The 16,231-nt window shown below is 63.6% G+C and carries 12 protein-coding genes; 1 reads left to right on the top strand and 11 read right to left on the bottom strand.

The window, feature by feature from the left end; translation table 11 throughout:
• Nucleotides 1-52: 52 nt before the first annotated feature.
• From AC3CBN_RS01830 to rhlB, 11 genes are all read right to left on the bottom strand, one after another.
• Nucleotides 53-1,516 carry an efflux transporter outer membrane subunit gene (locus tag AC3CBN_RS01830; protein ID WP_488635126.1) on the bottom strand — a complete coding sequence of 488 codons (1,464 nt, stop codon included), beginning with the start codon at nucleotides 1,514-1,516 and terminating at the stop codon, nucleotides 53-55.
• On the bottom strand, nucleotides 1,503-2,702 hold the full coding sequence (locus AC3CBN_RS01835; RefSeq protein WP_488635127.1) for an efflux RND transporter periplasmic adaptor subunit: 1,200 nt from the start codon (nucleotides 2,700-2,702) through the stop codon (nucleotides 1,503-1,505). Before AC3CBN_RS01835 ends, AC3CBN_RS01830 begins: the two co-directional genes overlap by 14 nt.
• Entirely contained in the window at nucleotides 2,695-5,898 is a 3,204-nt protein-coding gene (locus AC3CBN_RS01840) for an efflux RND transporter permease subunit (protein ID WP_488635128.1), read from the bottom strand. Before AC3CBN_RS01840 ends, AC3CBN_RS01835 begins: the two co-directional genes overlap by 8 nt.
• Nucleotides 5,899-6,960: 1,062 nt before the next feature.
• A complete protein-coding gene (locus tag AC3CBN_RS01845; protein WP_488635129.1) occupies nucleotides 6,961-8,391 on the bottom strand; it encodes a sensor histidine kinase in 1,431 nt (476 codons plus the stop codon).
• Entirely contained in the window at nucleotides 8,388-9,086 is a 699-nt protein-coding gene (locus AC3CBN_RS01850; protein WP_488635130.1) for a response regulator transcription factor, read from the bottom strand. The genes AC3CBN_RS01845 and AC3CBN_RS01850 overlap by 4 nt, the downstream gene beginning before the upstream one ends.
• 108 nt (nucleotides 9,087-9,194) lie before the next feature.
• Nucleotides 9,195-10,052, bottom strand: coding sequence for an RNA polymerase sigma factor RpoH (gene rpoH, locus AC3CBN_RS01855; RefSeq protein ID WP_488635131.1), 858 nt, complete (start codon nucleotides 10,050-10,052; stop codon nucleotides 9,195-9,197).
• 185 nt (nucleotides 10,053-10,237) lie between these two features.
• On the bottom strand, nucleotides 10,238-10,939 hold the full coding sequence (ung, locus tag AC3CBN_RS01860; protein WP_488635132.1) for a uracil-DNA glycosylase: 702 nt from the start codon (nucleotides 10,937-10,939) through the stop codon (nucleotides 10,238-10,240).
• Nucleotides 10,936-11,778 (bottom strand): response regulator, encoded by an 843-nt coding sequence (locus AC3CBN_RS01865; RefSeq protein ID WP_488635133.1) that lies wholly within the window; start codon nucleotides 11,776-11,778, stop codon nucleotides 10,936-10,938. The genes ung and AC3CBN_RS01865 overlap by 4 nt, the downstream gene beginning before the upstream one ends.
• A gap of 148 nt (nucleotides 11,779-11,926) precedes the next feature.
• Nucleotides 11,927-12,919 (bottom strand): permease-like cell division protein FtsX, encoded by a 993-nt coding sequence (gene ftsX, locus AC3CBN_RS01870; protein ID WP_488635134.1) that lies wholly within the window; start codon nucleotides 12,917-12,919, stop codon nucleotides 11,927-11,929.
• Nucleotides 12,916-13,593 (bottom strand): cell division ATP-binding protein FtsE, encoded by a 678-nt coding sequence (gene ftsE / locus AC3CBN_RS01875; RefSeq protein ID WP_488635135.1) that lies wholly within the window; start codon nucleotides 13,591-13,593, stop codon nucleotides 12,916-12,918. Before ftsE ends, ftsX begins: the two co-directional genes overlap by 4 nt.
• 139 nt (nucleotides 13,594-13,732) lie before the next feature.
• A complete protein-coding gene (rhlB, locus tag AC3CBN_RS01880) occupies nucleotides 13,733-15,439 on the bottom strand; it encodes an ATP-dependent RNA helicase RhlB (RefSeq protein ID WP_488635136.1) in 1,707 nt (568 codons plus the stop codon).
• A gap of 451 nt (nucleotides 15,440-15,890) precedes the next feature.
• Between rhlB and trxA the strand changes: the two genes are divergently transcribed.
• On the top strand, nucleotides 15,891-16,217 hold the full coding sequence (gene trxA, locus AC3CBN_RS01885; protein WP_488635137.1) for a thioredoxin TrxA: 327 nt from the start codon (nucleotides 15,891-15,893) through the stop codon (nucleotides 16,215-16,217).
• The last annotated feature ends 14 nt before the right edge of the window (nucleotides 16,218-16,231 follow it).

The raw sequence follows: 16,231 nt of genomic DNA on the forward strand, positions 1-16,231 counted from the left end.
ACTGGAGTCAGATTGGTCGCGCACAGGGTGCGCTCCTGCAGAAGAACGGGCATCAATTCTTCGCCTGCGCCTTCTCATCCTGCGCAAGTCGATCCGGCGCAATCTCATCATTCGACCAGCCACCACCCAGCGCACGCACCAACTGCACACTCGCACGCAGCTGGTTGGTCTGCAGACTAAGCAGGTCCGTGTGCGCCTGAAGGTCCGCCACCTGCGCAGTGACCACGTCCAGGTAACTGTTGGCGCCCTGCTTGTACAGGCTCAGCGAAATCTTGAGCGTGCGGTCTGCCGCGCCCGTGGCATCCTGCTGATCGACGATGGCGCTACCAAAGTTGGTCAGCAGCGACTGGTTGTCCTCCACCTGCTGGAAGGCCGTCAGCACGGTGCCGCGATAGTGCGCACTCTCTTCGTCAAAGGCAGCATGCGCTGAGGCCACCTGCGCACGACGGCGGCCGCCATCGAACACGTCCATCAGCAGGCTCGGGCCCAACGCCCACACCTGGCTGGGCGCGGTCAGCAGATTGCCCCACGCACCGCTGGCGAAGCCGCCGGCGGCGCCCAGCGTCAAAGACGGAAAGAAGGCCGAACGCGCTACGCCAATCTGCGCATTCGCTTCCGCGGTACGGCGCTCCGCAGCGGCGATATCGGGACGACGCTGCAGCAAGGTTGACGGTATCCCGATGGGAATTACCGGTAGCGCTGGCAGGTCAGTCTTGGCATCCATCGCGAAGGTCGAGGCAGACTGCCCCACCAGCACAGCGATCGCATGCTGCAACAAGTCACGCTGCGCTTTGGTCTGCGACAGCTGCGAGCGCGTGGAGGACAGCTGGGTCTGCGCGCGATCCACGTCGAGACCAGACACCGCGCCGCCGCTCTGCAGCGCCTTGGTCAGCTGCAGCGCGCGCTGGTAGGCGTCCACGCTCTTCTGCAACAGGTCGATCTGCCGATCCAGCCCCACCAGCACGAGATAGCTGTCGGCCAGCTGGGTTTCCAGGCTCAGACGCACCGACGCAAGATCGGCTGCCGACGCCTGCATCGAGGCACGACCCGACGCCACGTTGTCGCGCACTCGGCCCCACAAATCGACTTCGTAGCTGGCTTGGCCGGTCACTGAGTAGTTGTCGTACCAGGTGGGCGAAGTGACGCCGCGCAGCGCGGAATTGCTGGACTGCCGATTGCGAATGGCACCGGCGCCAAGTGACACCTGCGGGAACAGGTCCGCACGCACCTGCGCCAGGAAATCGCGCGACTGCTGATAGCTCGCAAATGCCGCGGCAAGATCGGCGTTATGCACCAGCAGCTGGTCTTCCAGATCATCAAGACGCGCATCGCCGTACAGCTTCCACCATCCTTCGCGCGGCAACTGGTCGGCCGGCTCGGCGGTGGTCCACGGACCCGTCGGCTGGTACTGCCCTGCCACCGGTGCTTCCGGCGGCTTGTAGGTGGGCGCCATCGAGCACGCGCCGAGCGCGAGCGTGACGGCGAGCGTCGCGGCGAGTTGCTTAGGCTTTTTCATGGGGCTTTGCCGCCGACTGCGGGTTCTTGGCGATGCGCACCGGGTCGCCGTCGATCAGGCCATCCGGCGGGTTGCTGATCACGCGGTCGCCCGGCTCCAGGCCCGAGCCAAGCTCGACGGTCTTGCCGTAATCCCGACGGATCGTCACCGTCTTGAACTTCACCTGGTCATTCGCGTCCAGCGTGGCCACGCGCAACCCTTTGTCGTCGAAGATCAACGCTTCTGCCGGTACGCGCACGCCGAGTGCGGCGGAAGCGATATTGAAGCTGATGCTCGCGTAGCTGCTGGGCAGCAGCTTGCCATCGGGGTTATCGACCAGCAGCTGCACCAGCGTCGTGCCCGAGGTCGGCGAAATGGCGCGCGCATCGGCTTCGACCTTCGCGGTGAAGGTCTTGCCCGGATACTCGGGCACCGTGAGCGTGGCCTCGTCGCCACGATGGATGCTGGGCGCATACACCTGCGGCACGCGCACGTATGCACGCAGCTTGCTCGTGTCAGACACCTGGAACAGCGGCACGCCGCCTCCGCTGTCGGCGGTAACCAGCGCGCCCACGTCGGTGTTGCGTGCCGTCACGCGGCCATCGAACGGCGCCACGAGGCGTGCATACGACTTCAGCGCCTTCAGGCGATCGAGGTTCGCCTGCGCCGCATTGGTCTGCGCCTGCTTGGCCGCGTAGTCGCCATTGAACTGATCCACCGACTGCTGCGATACCGAATCAGGATCGGTCGCACGCAGCACTTGCCAGCGCTTGGCTGTGGTCCCTGCCAGCACGGCATTCGCCTTGGCGCTGGCGAGATCGGCCTGAGCCTGCAAGAGCTGCTGATCGAGATCAGGCGTATCGATCTCGCCGAGCAGATCGCCCGCTTTCACCGTAGCACCGATGTCCTTGTTCCAGGACTTCAGGTAACCGCTGGTGCGCGCGTAGATGGGCGCATTGGTATAGGCGTCCATTTGCGCGGGAAGCTCCAGCGGCGACTTGCCATTGCCGGCCTCGGGCGTGGTGACCACCACCGTGGGAACGGCCTGCTCGTCGGTCCACTGGCGCAGGCTGCGCGCGTCGGAAATGCGTACCGCCACGCCAATCACCACCATCGAGCCGAAGAGAACGGCGCCGATCAGTGCGGCGAGACGCAGTCGACGCGGCGACGGTGTCGACTCGGGTAGCGAAGTAAGGTGCTCAGACATGGACAGGTTCTCCGGCAACGGGGGCCGAATCGGAAGCGCGACCACGCCGCGCATGCACAATGGAAAAGACAACGGGAACGAAGATCAGGGTGGCTGTGGTGGCGAACATCAGACCGCCGATCACGGCACGGCCAAGCGGTGCGTTCTGTTCGCCACCATCGCCAAGACCCAGCGCCATCGGCACCATGCCGATGATCATGGCCAGCGCTGTCATCAACACCGGACGGAAGCGCACGAAACCCGCTTCTCGTGCCGCCAGCGTGGCGTCGCCGTGCGCGTCCAAACGCTCGCGGCAGAAGCTCACCACCAGCACCGAGTTGGCGGTGGCTACACCCATGCACATGATGGCCCCGGTAAGCGCCGGCACCGACAGTGTTGTGCGCGTGACGAATAGCATCCACACAATGCCTGCCAGCGCAGCCGGCAGCGCGGTGATGATCACGAACGGGTCGGTCCACGACTGGAAGTTCACCACGATCAGCAGGTACACCAGCACGCCCGAACCCAACAGGCCCAGCAGCAGGCCCGAGTAGGCATCGTTCATGGTCTGCACCTGGCCAAGCAACGCGATGTTGGCGCCCTTGGGCTTGGAGTTCGCCTTGTCCTTCAGCAACTGCTGGATGTCGCCTGCTACCGCACCGAGGTCACGCCCCTGCGTGGTGGCGAAGATCTCCACCATCGACTGGATGTTGTACTGGCTCACCACGGTGTTGCTGTGCGTGCGCGTGACATTGGCCAGTGCACCGAGCACTTGCGAATTGCCACCGCTCTTGGCCGTGATGGGCAGGTTCGCGAGCGAGGCCAGCGAATCCAACCGGTACTGCGGCACCTGCGCGGAGATCGGATAGGTCACGTTGTTGTCGGGGTTGAGCCAGAACGTGGGAGCCACCTGCGACGTACCGGAAAGATCGGCAACCAGGCTGCTGGTGACATCGTTCTCGGTGAGGCCAAGCAGGCCGGCACGCGTGCGGTCCACATCGACGCGGAACGCCGGCGACGCTTGCGACTGCTGGATGCGTGCGTCCACCACGCCGGGGATTTTCCGGATGTGGTTGAGCAGCAGGTTGGCGTACTCGAAATTCTGATCGAGATGGAACCCGCGGACCTGCAGGTCGATCGGTGCGGGCGATCCGAAATTGAGGATCTGGCCCACGATATCCGCCGGCGGGAACGAGAACACTGTGCCCGGGAACAGTCGCGGCAACTTCTCGCGCAGGATCTGCACGTACTCCGCACTCGGACGATGCCCTTCCTTCAGCGAGATCTGGATGTCGCCATCCTGCTCACCGATCTGTCCGGTATTGTTGTAGATCGTGTTGATCGAGCTGACGTACTGGCCAACGTTGTCGACCACGGCCTCCAGCTCATCCGGTGGAATGACCTGTCGGATGGCCTTCTGGATGTTCGCGAATTCGGCGGACGTCACTTCCACGCGCGAACCTATCGGCGCGCGTGCATGAACGAGGATCTGGCCGCCGTCAACGTCGGGGAAGAAGTTGCTGCCTAGTCCCGGCAGCAGCAGGAACGACAGCAATACAAAGCCAAGGAAGCCCGTCACGAAAATCTTGCGGTGGTTCAGTGCGAGGTTGAGCATGCCGCTGTAGCCCGCACGGAAGACCTCGAACCGGTCCACGAAGCCGCGCTGGAAACGGCCCAGCGCCGATTTCGGCGACGGCAGCGGAAGATGCTGGCCATGCTCGTCCACGGTCGGCGGATGTGCGTGCAGCAGGTACTTGGCCATCGTCAGCACCAGCGTGCGCGACAGGATGAACGAGAAGATCATCGCGAAGATCACTGCCTCGGCCATCGGCACGAACAGGTAACGCGCCACGCCAGGCAGGAAGAACATCGGCACGAACACGATGCAGATGCACAGCAGCGACACGAATGCCGGCACGATGATCTGCGCCGAACCATCGACGATCGCCGTGATCACATCCTTGCCCTGCTCCAGGTGCCAATTGATGTTCTCGATGGTCACTGTGGCCTCATCCACCAGGATGCCAACAGCAAGCGCAAGGCCGCCCAGCGTCATGATGTTGAGCGTCTGGCCCATGGCCGACAGTGTGAACACCGAGCCGAGCACCGCGAGCGGAATCGATGTCGCAATGATCAGTGTCGAGCGCCAGCTACCCAGGAACAACAGAATCATCAGGCTGGTCAGCGCAGCGGCAATCACGCCTTCGCGGATCACGCCATTGATGGAAGCGCGCACGAACACTGACTGGTCGCCAATGGGCGTCACGGTCAAATTGTCCGGCAACGCGTCCTTCATGCCGGCCAGCCTGTCACGCACACCAGCCACGATGGCGAGCGTGGAGGTAGAACCGTTCTTCAGCACCGACAACAGCGTCGAGCGCACGCCATCGACGTGCACGATGTTGGTCTGCGGTGGATTGCCATCACGCACATGCGCCACGTCGCGGATGTAGATGGTCGCGCCGTTGACGTTCTTGATCGGCAGGTTTTCCAGCTCCGCCACGCGCTCTGCTGCATTGTTGAGCAGCATCACGTACTCGTACTTGCCGATCTTCTGCGTGCCGATGGGGCTGATCTGCTGCTGGGCCGCCAGCGCATTGGCCACGTCCTGCGCGGAGAGCCCACGCGCCTGCAGCGCGGCGGGGTCGACGTCGAGCTGGATCTGTCGCGTCTTGCCGCCGAACGGATAAGGAATCGCCGCACCCGGCACCGTCACCAACTGCGGACGCAGCAGGTTGAGGCCAAGGTCACCCAGCTGCTGCTCGCTCAGGCCCTTGCCCGACAGCGCCAGCTGCAAAATCGGCACGGTGGACGCGTTGTAGTTGACGATCAGCGGCGGCGTCGCACCCGGTGGCATCTGCTTGAGCAGCGTCTGCGCAATGGACGTTACCTGCGCATTCGCTACCGCGATGTTCGCGCCTGGCTGGAAGAAGATCTTGGTGATGCCCATGCCATTGAGCGATTCCGACTCGATGTGCTCGATGTCGTTCACCGTGGTAGTGAGCACGCGTTCGAAGGGCGTGTTCATGCGTCCGGCCATCTGGTCGGGCGTCATGCCAGTGAACTGCCACGCCACCGCGATCACCGGGATGTTGATCTCGGGGAAGATGTCAGTGGGCGTGCGTATCGCCGCCATGGCACCGAAGATCAGGATGGATAGAGCAAGGACAATAAAGGTGTAGGGCCGCGTGAGCGCGATCCGGACGATGCCAAGCATGCGGGGGACTTCCGTGCGCGAATGATGCGTCGCGGCAAATTTTCGCACGCGCTTGATGTGCGTGGATCACCTCGGCGCATGAAGATATCTTCATGTTGGTGGTTGGTGCGGTTTATCTATGGCGCTGCCGCCAGGCTGCGACCTGCGCGGCGGACGTTTCGATCACCTGGCGTGGCCTACTAGCTCGCTACTGCTCCTTCTCCCCTTTGGGGAGAAGGTTGGGATGAGGGGCGGGTGCTTGCGGTAGGCGACAATCGAGCGCTTTCGCCAGCTTGCCGCTTACGCAGCGGGCGTTTCGACCGCCTGCCGTCGGCCGAGCCACCTTTCTTTGCTGGCTCAAAGAAACGTAGCCCAAAGAAAGCGCCCGACGAGCTCGCAGCAGTGTGTGGGATACAAGCTTGGAAGGCTTCGTCGGTCGAATGGTTCGCAGCCCAAGGTTAGACACTGCGGCTATACCGCGGGGCGTCGAGACGGTGAGGTACCGGCAGCATACCGAGGGATACAAGCCTGAAAAGTTCCGCGCAACCTGCGCTGACCGCCCATGGCGATACACAGTGGCTACACCGCGGGGCGCCAGCGCGGTGAGGGCTTAAAGCGTGCAGTCACGCTAACGCTTTAAGTCTTCTGCGTTTCGACGCGCCGCGGGGTAGCCACGGTCTGTAGGCAGCGCGACGTCTCTCTCAGCTTGCCTCTGACCCCTAAGCTTTTATTCATCACTCCACTGCCAGCTCTTGAAGGCCATTTCTTTGGGTTACTTTTCTTTGGGCCAGCAAAGAAAAGTGACTCGGCTGCCGGCAGGCAGTCGAAACGCCCGCTGCGTCCCACGGGGACTTCCTTCGGTCGTAAGCGGCACGCTGGCGATATCACTCGGTTGCCGCGTTATCGCAAGCACCCGCCCCTCATCCCAACCTTCTCCCCGGAGGGGAGAAGGAGCAGGAGCGCGCAATTAGGCCGCGCGCAGGTAGTCAAAACACCCGCTGTGTATAACCGTCGCGACCAAAGACGCCATCGAGAAGCGCTGTACAACCGGCATACCAACCCAAGCCGGCCAGGCACAAACGCTCACGCCGACAGCGGAGCAACCTCCGGCACGGATCGCGACAGGCAGGTACCCGGTTTCTCACCCGGCGTGAGCGGATAGCAATACAGCGTGAGACGCGCGCCACCAGTGGCCTCGCCAATATCCAGCGCATAACCGTGCAGTCGCACAATGGCGCTGACGATACTCAAACCCAGGCCCGAGCCCGTGGTGACTCGGCTGTTATCGCCACGATAGAAGCGCCGGGTCACGGCGTCACGTTCGTCGGCGGGAATGCCCGGACCGCTGTCGATGACGTCCACTCGCGGCCCACGCTTGTCCATGCTGGCGCGCAGGCTCACCCGGCCGCCAGGCGGTGTGAACTTGATTGCGTTGCCCACGAGATTGGCCAGCGCCTCGAACAACAGGTGCGCGTCGGCGCGGATGGGCGCCACCGTTTGGATGTCCAAATCGAATGGCTGACCGCGATCCTCCGCCACCGGCGCATAGAACTCGTGCACCTGGCGCAGCACCTGACCGACATCCACTTCATCGAAACACGCAGCGCGGTTGCGGTCTTCCAGCTCGGAAACGCGCAACAGTGCGCGGAAGCGCGTCAGCACGGCATCGATGTCGAGCATGCAGGCTTCCACCAGCGCCGCCTCGGGTTGCCCATCCAATTGCTGCTGCGCGCGATACAGGCGCGCTCGCAAGCGTGTGAGTGGCGTGCGCAGGTCGTGCGCGATGTTGTCACACACGCCCTTCACTTCATTCATCAGTCGCTCGATCTCACCGAGCATGGTGTTGACGATACCGGCCAGCTGATCGACCTCGTCGCCACGCCGGCTCACCGGCAAACGCTTGGAAAGATCGCCCTGGCGGATCGGATCGGTCGCCTCCTGCAACGCCCGGATGCGCTTCTCCGGCCCGCGCCGCAGCAGGAAGCCGCCAAGCAGGCCGGGGATGATGGTCAGCGAGATGCCCCACAGCAACGCACGGCGAATGATCGCGCCGATGCCATCAATAGTGCTGGTGTCCTTGGCGATGACCAGGATCTCGCCGTTGGGCAGTGTCGCCGCGAGCCCGCGTGCACGTACCCGCTCGGCATCGCGATCTGGGCGCGGCAAGCCGCGCTTGAGCTGATGCACCTGACCATCGCGCGGCAGCGACCTTGGCAGCGTATCGATGTTGCCGGCCATAGGGCGATGCTCGCGATCGAACAGGCCCACCGACATGATGCCGTGCGGATCGATCTTGCTGGCCGCATCCACCGTGGCAGCCATTCGATCGGCGTCGGTCGATGCGATGTAGTGCATGCGCTGCGCCAGCATCTGATCGATCACGTTGTTGAGATAGCGCGTGGTTTCCCACTGGATCACGCTGACCAGCACGAAACCCCACAGCACGAACAGCGCGCCGTAAATCAGGATCAGGCGTGAAGTAGCCGAATGCCAGGCGTTAGGCCGTGCGTTCATGACGTCACCGGAGTGGTTTCGAACGTGGTGGCCAGCATGTAGCCGGTGCCGCGCACCGTGTGGATCAATGACGGCTGGCCAGTGCCGTCGATCTTGCGGCGCAACCGCGCGATGTGTACGTCGATCACGTTGGTACCCGGATCGAAATGGAAACCCCACACAGTCTCGAAGATCATGGTGCGCGTCAGCACCTGGCCTGAGTTGCGCATGAGGAATTCCAGCAGGCGATATTCGGTGGGTAGCAACGTCAACGGTTGGCCATGGCGATACGCAACGTGGCTGACCAGGTCGAGTTCGAGATCCGCCACGCGTAACCGTTGCGCGACCTGCGGCTGACGTCGGCGCAACAGTACTTCGGCGCGTGCGGCCATTTCGTCGGGCGCGAAGGGCTTTGTCAGGTAATCATCGCCACCCGCGCGCAGGCCCCGCACCCGCTCATCGACGTCGCTGAGTGCGCTGATCATCAGCACCGGTGTGTCCACCTTGGCGCGGCGCAACTCGGCCACCACGTCGATGCCGTCCATGCCCGGCAGCATGCGGTCCAGCGTCACCAGGTCGTAGTCGCCTTGTGTGGCGTGGGCGAGACCTTCGCGGCCGTCGGCGACCCAGTCGGCCACCATCCCGTGCACGCTCAATTCCGCAACGATCTCGCGCGCCGTGGTTTCGTCGTCTTCGATGACCAACACTCGGGGCATGGCGTGAGGGCTATGAAAATCCGATCCAAGGGCACGGAGCCAGCCATGTCTCCGCAAAGCCAAACGGCCCCGAGAGGGGCCGTTGGCATGTTACGCCTAACGGGAGAATCAGGCGGCGAACAGGCCGCGCATCTTCTTCATGGCGTTGGCCTCGACCTGACGGATGCGTTCGGCCGAGACGCCGTACTCATTAGCAAGATCCTGCAGCGTGGCCTTGTCTTCGTTCAACCAGCGGCGCTGGATAATGTCGCGCGAACGCTCGTCCAGTTTCCGCAACGCATTCGACAGCGTGTCGAGTTGGTTGTCGGCCTGGTCGGCATCGGACACGTTGTCGTACGGGTCCGCGCCATCGTCAATCAGGAAAGCTTCCGGCGCCGGCTTGGCGTCCTCGTCGGCGTCGGCCGGAGCCTCGAAACCGATGTCACGGCCCGACAGGCGCGATTCCATCTCGCGCACGGTCGCTTCCGGTACACCCAGGTCCTTGGCCACGGTGCGCACTTCCTCGGCGTTCATCCAGCCCAGGCGCTTCTTGCTCTTGCGCAGGTTGAAGAACAGCTTGCGCTGCGCCTTGGTGGTGGCGACCTTCACGATGCGCCAGTTGCGCAGGATGAACTCGTGCATTTCAGCGCGAATCCAGTGCACGGCGAAACTGACCAGACGCACGCCCTGGTCGGGGTCGAAACGCTTTACAGCCTTCATCAGGCCGATGTTGCCTTCCTGAATGAGGTCGGACAGCTGCAGGCCGTAGCCGCTGTAGCCACGGGCCACATGGACCACGAAGCGCAGGTGCGACATCACCAGCTGGCGGGCCGACCCCAGGTCGTTGGCCTCGTTGAAGCGCCGCGACAGCGACTGCTCTTCATCCTGGCTCAGCACCGGGATCCGATGGACCGCCGAAATATACGCATCCAGACTGCCAACGACACTCGGCACCGGCAGGTTGGCGGTCACCAAAGCTTGAGACATGTGTGGAACCTCCTGTGAGGGAATCAGCTTAGCACTCGGGTGTTGGGAGTGCTAAAGGGCCCAGAGAGTTCCAGGGCCCTTTGATGAACTACATAGTACAGGAATTTAGGGCACTCGTCCAGCGGGCACCCCAGGGGAGGTAGCACTATGGCGGCCGGGCGGTTCAGGAGGAGTGAAAAGCCCGTTCAGCGCAGCTCGGCGCGGGGCGGCAGGGACCAGTCGATGGGCGCCACGCCGCGGCTTTCCAGATACTGGTTTGCCGCCGAGAAGTGCCCGCAACCGATAAAACCCCGGTGCGCCGATAAAGGAGATGGGTGCACCGACCGCAGAACGCAATGACGATTGCCGTCGATCAACTGGCCTTTGCGCTGGGCGTAGGACCCCCAAAGCATGAAGACCAGCCCTTCGCGCTCCCGGTTGAGCGCGTCGATGGCGGCATCGGTGAAACCCTCCCACCCCTTGCCCTGATGCGAGGCGGCCAGCCCCTGCTCCACCGTCAAAACGGCGTTGAGCAACAGCACGCCGCGGTCGGCCCAGGGAGTGAGGCAACCGTGATCCGGCGAGACGGCACCCAGGTCGCGCCGAATCTCCTTGAAGATGTTCTGCAGCGAGGGCGGCGACGGCACGCCCGGCCGCACGGAGAAACACAGGCCATGCGCCTGATTCGGCCCGTGGTACGGATCCTGGCCCAGGATCACCACGCGCACCGCATCGAATGGCGTGTGATCGAAGGCGGCGAAGATTTCCGGCCCTGGCGGGTAGATCACTTTGCCAGCCTGTTTTTCGGCACGAAGGAAATCGGCGAGCGCTTGCATGTCGGATCGGGCGAAATAGTCCCCGATGCGTGCTTTCCAGGACGGATCAAGCTTGATGCGATCCTCGGTCATGCCGCCTCGTCGGTGGCGCGCTGATGCTGCGACACACGCAACTGGAACAGCACCTTGGTGATCAGCAGCCTCTCCTCGATGGGCTTCTCGACGAGGTCGTTGGCGCCAGCGCGCAGCAGTGCAGCCTGGTTGGCCGGGTTCTCGTCGCCAGTCATCACCAGCACCGGCAAGCGACCCTTGCCATAGCCGTAGTCACGACGGATGCGTTCCAGCAGGTCGCCGCCAGTGAGCTCTCCTTTGAGGCTCACGTCGGTAAGCACGATGTCGGCACCCACTGTCTGCTGCGCCCGCGCGGTATCCAGCAGGGTCAGTGCGTCTTCCGCACTGATGACGTGATGCACGGTCAGGCCATGCTTCTCGAGGATGCGGCGCGTGGCCAGCGCCACCACGCGACTGTCTTCCACGTACAGCACTTCGCCCTGTGCCGAATCCGAAGGCCGCACATAACCGCGGATGAATTCCGCCAGCGCCTGGAAGCCCAGCGACTTGTCGAAATAATCGGTGACGTGCCCGCCCAGCGTGCGATTGTGCAAACGATCGTCAACATCGCCCGACACCACCACGATGGGCACGTACGCCTGCGCGGCAGACTCACGCACATGGCGCGCCAGCTCGAGCCCGTCCACGTCGGGCAGGCGCAACGCGATGGTGATGAAGTCGAAGGCACCGCCCTCGAGTAGTTCCTTTGCCTCTGCGCCAGTACCGGCACCCACCACCTCGGCCTCGGGCAATTCCGCCTTCAGCACTCGGGCGATCAGCTGGCGCACCACCTTGGAGCCGTCCACCACCAGTACCCTGGGCGCCGTTCCCACCAGTCGACTGCTGAAACTTGCACTCATTCCCTGTCACCCACGTGCTTGCCAACACTCCTTGCCAGCGGCGTACCAGTGCAACCTCCCCGCACCGCGTTCCCATGGGCCGGCATGTTGCACCGGCAATTCAACCCTCTCATTACAACCCCCGCGCGGCCGTGAGCACGCGCACGGTTCAAGCTGCCTTGCGCAATTGCCAGGCACTTACCAGCCGCGCGCCCAGCCAACCGAGCACCGCAGCGGCCACCGGCACAGCAGCCAGCAACCATATCGGAAGCACATCGATCTGCAGCTTGCCGGCGTAGACATGGCCCAGGCGGGCCACCGGGTCGGCCAGCGCCAACTCCACCAGCACCGCGAAACCCGCCGCCAGCACACCACTGAACAGCCCGTACCAGATGCCCGCGTAGAGATATGGCCGGCGCACAAAGGCGCGGCTGGCACCGACCAGCATCAGCACACCAATCTCCTCGCTGCGGCTGGCGATATCCACGCGTACTGTATTGCCCACCACCAGCAGCACCGCCAAGGCAAGCAGCACGGCAAGAATCATCACCGCGCGCTGGCCTACGCCGAGCAGCGCTTCCAGCCGTTGCCGCCAGGTGCCGCCGTCCTGCACCTGGTCTACGCCGTGCATGCCGCGCATGTCGGCCACCAGGCGGTCGACGCTATCGGCGCTCACACCCGGCTGGGGCAGCACTTCAAGCACGTAGGGCAGCGGGTTGTTGTCCAGAGTGTGCAGTGCACCGGAAAAGCCCTGCATCTTGGCCAGCTCGTCCATGCCCTGTTGCGGCGATTTCACCGCGACCGTTGCGACATCTGCATGGTCACGCAGTTTTTTGGCCATCAGGTCAGCTGACGATGCGCTCTGGCCGGGCTGCAGGAACAGGCTGATGGTCTGGTTCTGACCCAGCGCGTCGCCCATCTTCTGCACGTTGCCCAGCAGCAGGTAGAAGGTAAGCGGCAACGCCAGCGCAATCGCCATCACCGCGACCGTGAGCAAGGTGCCAACCGGGCGCGACATGAGTCGGCGCAGGCTGGCCGATGCGCTCCAGCCGTGATGTTCACGCCAGCTCGCCACCGGACGCGAACGACTGCGACCGCTGCGCGTCGCGGTATCGGACAGCAGCGGACTTTCGTTGAGCGGGATTTCGGGCTGGGTGCTCACAGCACCTCCTGAGCGGCCACGTCGGCTACCAGCCGACCGTGATCCAGTACCACCACGCGTTTCTTCATACGCTTGATCAGCGGCAGGTCGTGGCTGGCGATCAGCACGGTGGTGCCCACCTGCTGGAATTCGGCGAACAGACCCATGATCTCCACTGCCAGCGTGGGGTCGAGATTGCCGGTGGGTTCATCGGCGATCAGCAGCATGGGCTTGGCCACGATGGCGCGGGCAATGCCCACCCGCTGCTGCTCACCCGCGGAAAGCGTCGCAGGCAGCTGGCGTTCGTAGGCAAGCAGGCCCACCTTTTCCAGCGCGGCGCGCACGCGCTTGCTGCGTTCGCTCGGCGCCATGCCGCCGATCATCAGCGGCAGCTCTACATTGGCGAATACGGTGCGATCCATCAGCAGGCGATGGTCCTGGAACACCATGCCGAGGCGGCGGCGCCACTTGGGAATACCGGTGCGGCCAACTTTGGCCAGGTTTTGGCCATCGAGCGTGATCACGCCATGCGAAGGGCGCTCGATCAGGCCCAGCAGCTTGAGCAAGGTGCTCTTGCCGGCCCCGGAGTGACCAGTGACAAAAGCCATCTCGCCCGTCGCCACTTCAAAAGAAAGTTGCGACAAGGCCTCGTGGCCACCTTCATAGCGCTTGCTGACTTGGTCGAAGCGGATCACCGCGTGTCCCCGATCCCGGATGTCGCATTGGCGACAAGGATAAGGGAAGCAAGCGAGAAGGTCAGGCGCTTTATGCGGATCGGCTGCCGCGGGTTCAGCCCGCGACAGTCCGATGCAAGCGCACTGCTGAGCCGGTGCCTCAGCGGCCGGTGAAGAAACGGCTCAGGCGGCGGAAGAAGCCGACCTTCTTATGCGTGCCTTCCGCTGCCACGCCGGAGGTGATCGCCACCTGGCGCGACGGACGCGAATGGCCCGTATCCGCACCACCGCGCTCACGCGACGGGCGGCGTTCGCCACGTGGCGTGCGGCCATCTTCGGCTACGGTGCTGGCAGCCACTTCGGTGGTCGCCACCTCGCCGTCGCGGCGACGATTGCGACCACCACGACGACGACGGCGCTTGCGCTCTGCACTGTCGGCAGTGGCATCATCACCCGGTGTACCGGCATGTCCGACGGGCGTAGCGGCCACTTCAACGCTGGCTTCGGCAGCGACTTCGACACGCGGCTTGCGCGGCTCACGCGGCTTGTCGCCGTGCGGACGATCGCCGCTGCGGCTGCGCGGACCCTTGCGCGGCGCACCGTCCTTCTCGCGCGCTTCCACTTTGTCGCCAAATGCGGCGCTGTCGGCGGCGACGTCCGCGATGAACTGCGCGTCCTGCTCGCGCGGCTTCGGCATCACCAGCATGTCCGACTCGATGTTTGCCACCGGAATGCGCTGGCCGATGTAAGTCTCGATGTCCGGCAGGCTCATCGCGTACAGGTCGCAGGCGAAGCTGATGGCGTCGCCGTCGGCACCCAGGCGAGCGGTGCGGCCGATGCGATGCACGTAGTCCTCGGCATCCTGCGGCAGGTCGTAGTTGAACACGTGGCTCACTGCCGGAATGTGCAGGCCGCGCGCGGCCACGTCGGTGCACACCAGCATGTCGAGCTGACCTTCCTGGAAACGCTGCAGCAGCTTTTGGCGCTTGAGCTGCGGTACATCGCCCGAAAGCGCGCCAACACGATAGCCCTGGCGCTTCACGCGATCGGTAATGCGCTCGGCGGCCGCCTTGGTGTTGACGAAGATGATGCTGCGCTCGGCCTTGGTGCGGTCGAGCAGGTTGAGCAGCAGCGGCATCTTCTCTTCCTTGGCGGGGAAGTAGACCAGCTGGCGCACGCGATCGGCGGTGACGTTTTCCGTCTCCACTTCCAGCTTCTCGGCGTTGTGCATGTGCTCGTAAGCCAGCTCCAGCACGCGATGGCTGAGCGTGGCGGAGAACAGCAGCACCTGGCGCTGCTCGCGGGCAGGCAGGCGGCGGAAGATGAAGCGCACGTCCTTGATGAAGCCGAGGTCGAACATGCGGTCGGCTTCGTCGATCACCATCACCTCGACGGCGTCGAGGCTGAACACGTGCTGCTTGTAGTAGTCGAGCATGCGGCCCGGCGTGGCGATGATAATGTCGCAGCCGTCCTTGAGCTGCTGGCGCTGCTTGTCGTAATCGACGCCGCCATAGATGAGCGCGGTGCGCAGGCCGGTATAGCGACCGATGGCCTTGGCGTCCTTCTCGATCTGAATGGCCAGCTCGCGGGTCGGGGCGATCACCAGGGCTCGCGGATCGCTGTCCTTGCGCTCGGCCACGGCCGGCGTGGTCAGCAGGCGATTCATCATCGCCACCAGGAACGCGCAGGTTTTGCCTGTGCCGGTCTGGGCCTGGCCCGCTACGTCGCGGCCGGCGAGCGCGACCGGCAGGGTCAGCGCCTGGATCGGCGTGCAGCGCGTGAAGCCTGCCTCGTCGAGGCCCTTCTGCAGCAGCGGTTGGAGATCGAAATTGGTGAAAAAAGTATCAGTGAGTACGGTTTGAGACATTGCTAATGGGAACTCTGGTGCAGGCAGCGCCGAAGCGGCCGCCTGGCTCCTTGCCGATGAGACGCTACAAGGAACGGGTGGATGATCAGCGCGGCCAGAGGGCATGGCGGCAGGCGGAATCGTCTAGATCGCGCGTGCCGGCAACACATTGCCATGGTTGGCGCCGGAGGGAGCGGCAGTATTTCGACAGCTCCGCTGGCATAGGTGAAAGGACTATTAGGCCTAAGGCCTTGGCCCCAAAGGGAAACCCTTTCACCTATGTCAACGGAACCGTCCGTGACTGCCCTTGAATCGCTTGAATCGTGCCCCGAGTTAGGCTGGAATGGAGACCTGCCGCAATGGCACCAGCCTTCCTTTCCGGTACGACCCCGCGCTTCATGGGCACCCCAGTGTAGCCGATGCTGGGCGCGAGGTCGTGAAACCCTTTTCCCGCCTACCTTCGGAGACCCCGGTGAGCGACCTGATTACCCATACAAGCGACGATGCCTTCGAGCAGGAAGTGCTCAAGTCCGATACCCCCGTGCTGCTGGACTTCTGGGCTGAGTGGTGCGGCCCCTGCAAGGCCATTGCCCCCATTCTGGACGAGCTGGCCAAGCAGTACGAAGGCAAGCTGCGTATCGCCAAGATCAACATCGACCACAACCAGAAGACGCCCCGCAACTACGGCGTTCGCGGCATTCCGACCCTGATGGTGTTCAAGAACGGCAAGGTCGAAGCCACCCAGATCGGTGCGGTCAGCAAGGGCCAGTTGGCCCAGATGATCGACAAGGCGATTTAAACTTTTCTGAATTT

The sequence above is a fragment of the Dyella sp. OK584 genome (assembly GCF_057787755.1).

Excerpts from the sequence above, each read along its gene's own strand:
- AC3CBN_RS01830 (WP_488635126.1), bottom strand. The coding sequence starts at position 1,516 with ATGAAAAAGCCTAAGCAACTCGCCGCGACGCTCGCCGTCACGCTCGCG.
- AC3CBN_RS01835 (WP_488635127.1), bottom strand. The coding sequence starts at position 2,702 with ATGTCTGAGCACCTTACTTCGCTACCCGAGTCGACACCGTCGCCGCGT.
- AC3CBN_RS01840 (WP_488635128.1), bottom strand. The coding sequence starts at position 5,898 with ATGCTTGGCATCGTCCGGATCGCGCTCACGCGGCCCTACACCTTTATT.
- AC3CBN_RS01845 (WP_488635129.1), bottom strand. The coding sequence starts at position 8,391 with ATGAACGCACGGCCTAACGCCTGGCATTCGGCTACTTCACGCCTGATC.
- AC3CBN_RS01850 (WP_488635130.1), bottom strand. The coding sequence starts at position 9,086 with ATGCCCCGAGTGTTGGTCATCGAAGACGACGAAACCACGGCGCGCGAG.
- rpoH (WP_488635131.1), bottom strand. The coding sequence starts at position 10,052 with ATGTCTCAAGCTTTGGTGACCGCCAACCTGCCGGTGCCGAGTGTCGTT.
- ung (WP_488635132.1), bottom strand. The coding sequence starts at position 10,939 with ATGACCGAGGATCGCATCAAGCTTGATCCGTCCTGGAAAGCACGCATC.
- AC3CBN_RS01865 (WP_488635133.1), bottom strand. The coding sequence starts at position 11,778 with ATGAGTGCAAGTTTCAGCAGTCGACTGGTGGGAACGGCGCCCAGGGTA.
- rhlB (WP_488635136.1), bottom strand. The coding sequence starts at position 15,439 with ATGTCTCAAACCGTACTCACTGATACTTTTTTCACCAATTTCGATCTC.